Source organism: Schwartzia sp. (in: firmicutes), from assembly GCF_978017985.1.
Genome location: NZ_CDXDFU010000082.1, coordinates 1 through 5164, shown reverse-complemented (window position 1 = coordinate 5164; position 5164 = coordinate 1). Strand labels below are relative to the sequence as shown.

Below are 5164 nucleotides of genomic sequence, written 5' to 3'. Positions count from 1 at the left end.
GCGCGGGAATACGGACTCACCACGGAGATTACGGGGCCTAACCCCACTGTGGACGCCTACCGCCTAACCTACGAAAACGGCGCGGTCGTAGACAGCGAATATCTGCATACGGATAACTACGATATTCCGCAAGAAAACACTGTACACTAACCATGAAAGGAGAATTCCAATGTTTAAAGCCATTGAACCAAAAGAAATAACACGCAACCCATTCACCCTTATCGGTGACGACTGGATGCTCGTTACCGCCGAAAAAGACGGCAAAGCAAACACCATGACTGCCTCCTGGGGCGGTGTCGGCATACTCTGGGGCAAAACGGTAGCTACAATCTATATCCGTCCCCAGCGCTACACAAAGGAATTTCTTGATTCCACAGACCGCTTCACCCTCTCCATTTTGGGCGCGGAGCATAAAAGGACTCTCGGATATCTCGGCAGCGTGTCGGGACGTGACGAGGACAAAATCGCAAAATCCGGACTCACCCTCGCCCACGAAAACGAAGCTCCGTACTTCGAAGAAGCTGAAATGGTACTGGTCTGCAGAAAACTCTACAAGCAGGAGCAGAAGCCTGAATGCTTCCTCGATAAGGAATGCCTCGACAAATGGTACGAATCAAACGATTTCCATACCATGTATATTGCAGAGATTGAAACGGTACTGAAAAAAGCATAACCGCATAAAAAAGAGAAGGCCCCGCGCCTTCTCTTTTTGTTTATAGTTTTTATTTAGTTTCCAAATGCAGGCGTTTATTCGCGTCCACTGCCGTCTGATTTTCGTCGCTGCGCTTCTTCGGAGCGCCCCCTGCGAACTTCGTTACCATCACGCGGGTGAGCCCCTGCTGCGCCAGAGCGCCCGGGCCGTCCACGCAGCCCTGTGCGCACGCCATTCCCTCGAAATATTCGCAGGAGAGCTTTCCTTCTTTGATATCGTTCAGCTTCTGACGGCAGTTATCCAGCCCTGCAGCATACTCCATTTTGACAGATTCAGCACGCTCCGGCGGAAGAACCTTTTTCATGGAGGACTGGACGCCGCGCTCAAGCGGGAAGCCTATGCCCCCCGCAGCCGCCGTAGTTTCATATTCCTCCGTGGGTACGGTCAGATCCGTGCTGGTTCCCTCGAATACGCAGGAAAGCTCCTCGTAGGTAAGGACGAAATCCACGTCCTTGTCAAAGTGCAGCGCCTCGGCTTTCTTTGCGATACAAGGCCCGATAAAGCATGTCATGGCGTTCTTGTATTTTTCCTTAACCCAGCGCGCGCATGAAACCATAGGCGATACGGTCTCGGAAATATTTTCCTTGTACTCGGGGAAATGCTTTCTTACCAAATCGAAAAACGCAGGGCAGCAGGAGCTTGTCATAAAGGGAATTTCCTTCGGCACCTTTTCCACAAATTCCTCAGCCTCATGAAGCGTGGTAATATCCGCTCCCACGGCTACCTCCACCACCGCGGTAAAGCCCAGAGAACGAAGCCCTTCGACGATAGCCCCCGGCGTAACCTTCATGCCCAGCTGCCCCACAAAGGACGGGGCAAGCATGGCGACCACAGGGCGTTTCTTTTGCTTCAGCGCCAGAAGCAGCGGCACTATCATGCTGCGCTCCTCCAGAGCCCCGAAGGGACACGCGCTTCGGCAGTTTCCGCAGCTCACGCATTTTTCGTGGTCGATAACCGTACGCGTATCCTCGCCCTCGCTGGCGCTCATGGCTCCGAGAGCACATGCCTGTATGCAGGGGCGGTTGATTTCTATGATTGCTCCGTAGGGGCAGGATTTCGAGCAGCGCCCGCACTCTATGCACACATCACGGTCAATGAATGCGCGGTTGTTCTGTATGCTGATAGCATGCTTCGGACAGTTGTCTATGCACTTATGCTGAATGCAGTGACGGCACACATCCGTTACATAATAGCGGTCGATAGGGCACGAATCGCAGGCATCAGGAAGCACGTCCATGACAGGCAGGCTCTTGTCGAACTCTCCTGCCAGCGCCGCATTCGCCGCGTTTATTATATTGAACTTCAGCGGCTGCCATAAAGCCATCTGTATGCGGTTCTTCAAAACGGCGCGCTCCTTGTGGACACAGCAGCGCACACGCTGGGTATCATCACGCACCGTCTGATAAATAATATCGTACACATGGTCAGGGAGCTCGTCATTCCACGTATATTGCGCGATTCTGCGCAATACCTCCCGACGGAATTTCGTCACCTGCGTCGTTTCCATTCCTATCCCTCCGATTTCCTTTACGTTCTTAATGTTATTATACCATATTGATACTATTGCTTTTTCGTATGAAAACTAACAAAAAAGCACCTGTAAAGGCTACAGGTGCAAAATATCATCACAGTCCTGGCTTTAGGTTGGCATAACCGATACACTCGGACGCGGCCGGCAGTACAGCAGCAAAGCATACTTAGGATTCCGCGCGGCTGAAGCAAAAGTAGCCCGAAGGGCGTTCTTTCTGCCGCGCGGGAACCTAAGTATAGGCTGGCACGATACTGCCGACCGCGTCAAACTATATCGACTGTCCCAACGTAAAGCCACAATAAAAGCCTTCCCCTTTAAGGGAAGGCTATAAATACTGATTTTCCTGTCAAAGAAAACTTTTAATAAAGTTTCGACAGCACATCCTCATCCATCTTAAAAGTATGCTCCTGCGCAGGGAATGTGCCTGCCTGTACCTCGCTGATATATGCCTTGAATGCGTCCTGCATCTGTTTTCCGAGCTCCGCGAAATGCTTTGCAAATTTAGGCGTGTAGTCCGAGAACAGTCCGAGCATATCCTGATAGACAAGTATCTGTCCGTCGCAGCCTGCGCCCGCGCCGATTCCGATAGTCGGAATGGTGAGCTTTTCCGTAATCAGCTTCGCCAGAGGAGCCGGAATGCACTCCAATGTCAGCGCAAAGGCTCCTGCCTCCTGGATTGCCAGAGCGTCCGCGATAAGCTTTTTCGCTGCTTCCTCGCTTTTGCCCTGGATACGGTTGCCGCCCAAAGCATTGACAGACTGCGGTGTCAGCCCGAGATGCGCCACCACAGGGATTCCTGCGTCGGTGATAGCCTTGATCTGCGGGCATACGGCAGCGCCGCCCTCCAGCTTGACCGCATTGGCGCGGCCCTCCTTCATGAGCCTTCCTGCATTCATCACAGCCTGCTCCACCGAAACCTGATAGGACATAAACGGCATGTCAATGACTACCATGGTATCATGGCAGGCGCGGGCAACAGAGCGTCCGTAGGTAATCATGTCCTCCATTGTGACGGAAAGCGTGTCAGGAAGCCCCAGCATTACATTGCCGAGAGAATCTCCAACCAGAATAGCATTGATTCCTGCCGCTTCCTGCAGCTTTGCTGTGGAATAATCATAGCAGGTCAGCATAGAGATTTTTTCTCCGTTGGCTTTCATTTTTGCAAAGGTTGCTACAGTGTTTTTCAAGACAATCATCCTTCCCCGGGAATTAAATAATTTTTGATGGCGGTGTAATCCCGTTCAGGATGCTTGTTCTGTGCTGTCACGATAAGCTCCTTGGCCAGAAGAGAGTAGAGCTTCCCCTGCTCCCCGTCCAGGCAGTCAAGATGTTTTTTCAGCGTAGCCAGATCTCCCCGTTCCAAAGGGCCGGTCAATGCATTGACCATGCCGTCTTGAACGATGTGCTCTGCATTTCCTCCGAAAAGAGGCCGAAGCGCGCTCTCCGCTTCATTTGCGGAAAAACCGCACTCCTCCAAAAGACGGCTGCTGAAAGCAAGAAGGCCTATCACATAATTGCTTGCCAGCGCCGCCGCGCAGTGATACTTTACCTTTACCCCCGGCGAGATAACCTTGACCTTGAGGCCAATGCCCTTCAGCCGTTCCTTCATAAAGGAAAGTTTTGCCGCGGACCCTTCCAGGGTAAAAAAAACATCCGTCAGTTCCTCGTAAGCGTGATACTTGTCGCTTACGGCGAACAGCGGATGAACGGAAAAGCCAACGGCTCCTGTCTTTTCGATTTCAGGGAATGCATCGCTTGCGGTCAGAGCGCCGCTGCAATGACAAAAAATCTTATTTTGAATCCCGTAAGGACGAAGCTCTTCATAAACTGAACGAATTGCTCCATCCGGCAATGTGAAAAAAAGCACATCACTAACAGCCAATAAATCCTGCACACCTGTAAAAACCTGTGTTTTGGTAAAGTCTGCTGCTTCCTGCGCGGATTGAATGCTGCGGCTGAAATAGCCTGTAACTTCAAGCCCCTGTGTACGGAAATATTTTCCCATTGTGAAGCCGACCTTGCCGGCCCCTATAAAACCAATCTTCATAGCATCACCTCATTTTGAGGATGTGCTTATTTCAGATTCAAAAAAAGATACAGTACAGTTCCCTCACGGAATACCGTCCATCGCGGACTATTTTAACATAAGAACATGCTTACCGCAAACAAAAAAGGCTCGACGGCGTAGTATCTTCTACGTCGAGAGCCTTTTGACACAGCATAGCGGAAAAAGTCCCCGTCACACCAGGAAGAATTCCACCAAAAAAACTACAATACAACAAGATGCCGAAACCTGAAACAAACTCGCTCCAAACCACGCCAAAGCTATTCCTATCAGAAGGGCCGCCGTGCCTGCCTGAGGCACCTGCGTCGCGTCCACAATGGAGGGAAACGTCATAACCGCAAGAGTCACATAGGGCACGTAGTACAGAAAGGACTTCAGAAATCTGTTCTCGATCTGCCGTCTTAAAAGGGTGATGGGCAGGATTCTTATTGCGAGGGTAACAGCACTCATCACAATGAGATAGATATAAATATTATGCGTCATGCTGCTCCTCCTTTACAGGGAAAAACCACGCCGCTGCCGCAGATATGGCAACGGTCAGGATTATTGTCCGCGTACCTCCCGAAAGCTCCATGATAACCGGCAGATTCGCCGCCAGAAAGCTCGCCGCGAAGGACAACAGCACAAAGCCCCCCACTATCTTATCGTCACGGGAAGGGGGAATGATGATGGCAAGGAACATGCCGTAAAGAGCCACGGAAAGAGCGCTCACCACAGAGGCAGGCAGAGCGTTTCCCGCCAGCACACCCAGCATGGTACCGCCTGCCCAGCCCGGAAGGGCAACAATCATGGCTCCATAGTTATAAAAGGGATTCAGCGGATTCTTCCGCGCCGCTGCAATACCGAAAATTTCGTC

Annotated in this window: 5 protein-coding genes and 1 pseudogene; 1 reads left to right on the top strand and 5 read right to left on the bottom strand. The window is 51.4% G+C overall.

Annotation, left to right across the window (positions count from 1 at the left end):
- Positions 1 to 163 precede the first annotated feature (163 nt).
- A complete protein-coding gene (locus ACY69O_RS03715; protein ID WP_462332125.1) occupies positions 164 to 673 on the top strand; it encodes a flavin reductase family protein in 510 nt (169 codons plus the stop codon).
- Positions 674 to 722: 49 nt separating this feature from the next.
- On the opposite strand, the gene ACY69O_RS03710 is transcribed toward ACY69O_RS03715, so the two are convergent.
- The 5 genes and pseudogenes from ACY69O_RS03710 to ACY69O_RS03690 all read right to left on the bottom strand — a co-directional run.
- On the bottom strand, positions 723 to 2219 hold the full coding sequence (locus tag ACY69O_RS03710; protein ID WP_462332124.1) for a monomeric [FeFe] hydrogenase: 1497 nt from the start codon (positions 2217 to 2219) through the stop codon (positions 723 to 725).
- A gap of 383 nt (positions 2220 to 2602) precedes the next feature.
- Positions 2603 to 3430, bottom strand: coding sequence for a 3-methyl-2-oxobutanoate hydroxymethyltransferase (panB, locus tag ACY69O_RS03705; protein ID WP_462332123.1), 828 nt, complete (start codon positions 3428 to 3430; stop codon positions 2603 to 2605).
- A 5-nt stretch (positions 3431 to 3435) separates the two neighbouring features.
- Complete coding sequence (locus ACY69O_RS03700) at positions 3436 to 4290, bottom strand: Rossmann-like and DUF2520 domain-containing protein (RefSeq protein WP_462332122.1); 855 nt, start codon at positions 4288 to 4290, stop codon at positions 3436 to 3438.
- A 192-nt stretch (positions 4291 to 4482) separates the two neighbouring features.
- Entirely contained in the window at positions 4483 to 4791 is a 309-nt protein-coding gene (locus ACY69O_RS03695; RefSeq protein WP_462332121.1) for an AzlD domain-containing protein, read from the bottom strand.
- Positions 4781 to 5164, bottom strand: a pseudogene (locus tag ACY69O_RS03690) (AzlC family ABC transporter permease); the annotation flags it as partial. The pseudogene ACY69O_RS03690 and the gene ACY69O_RS03695, both read right to left, overlap by 11 nt.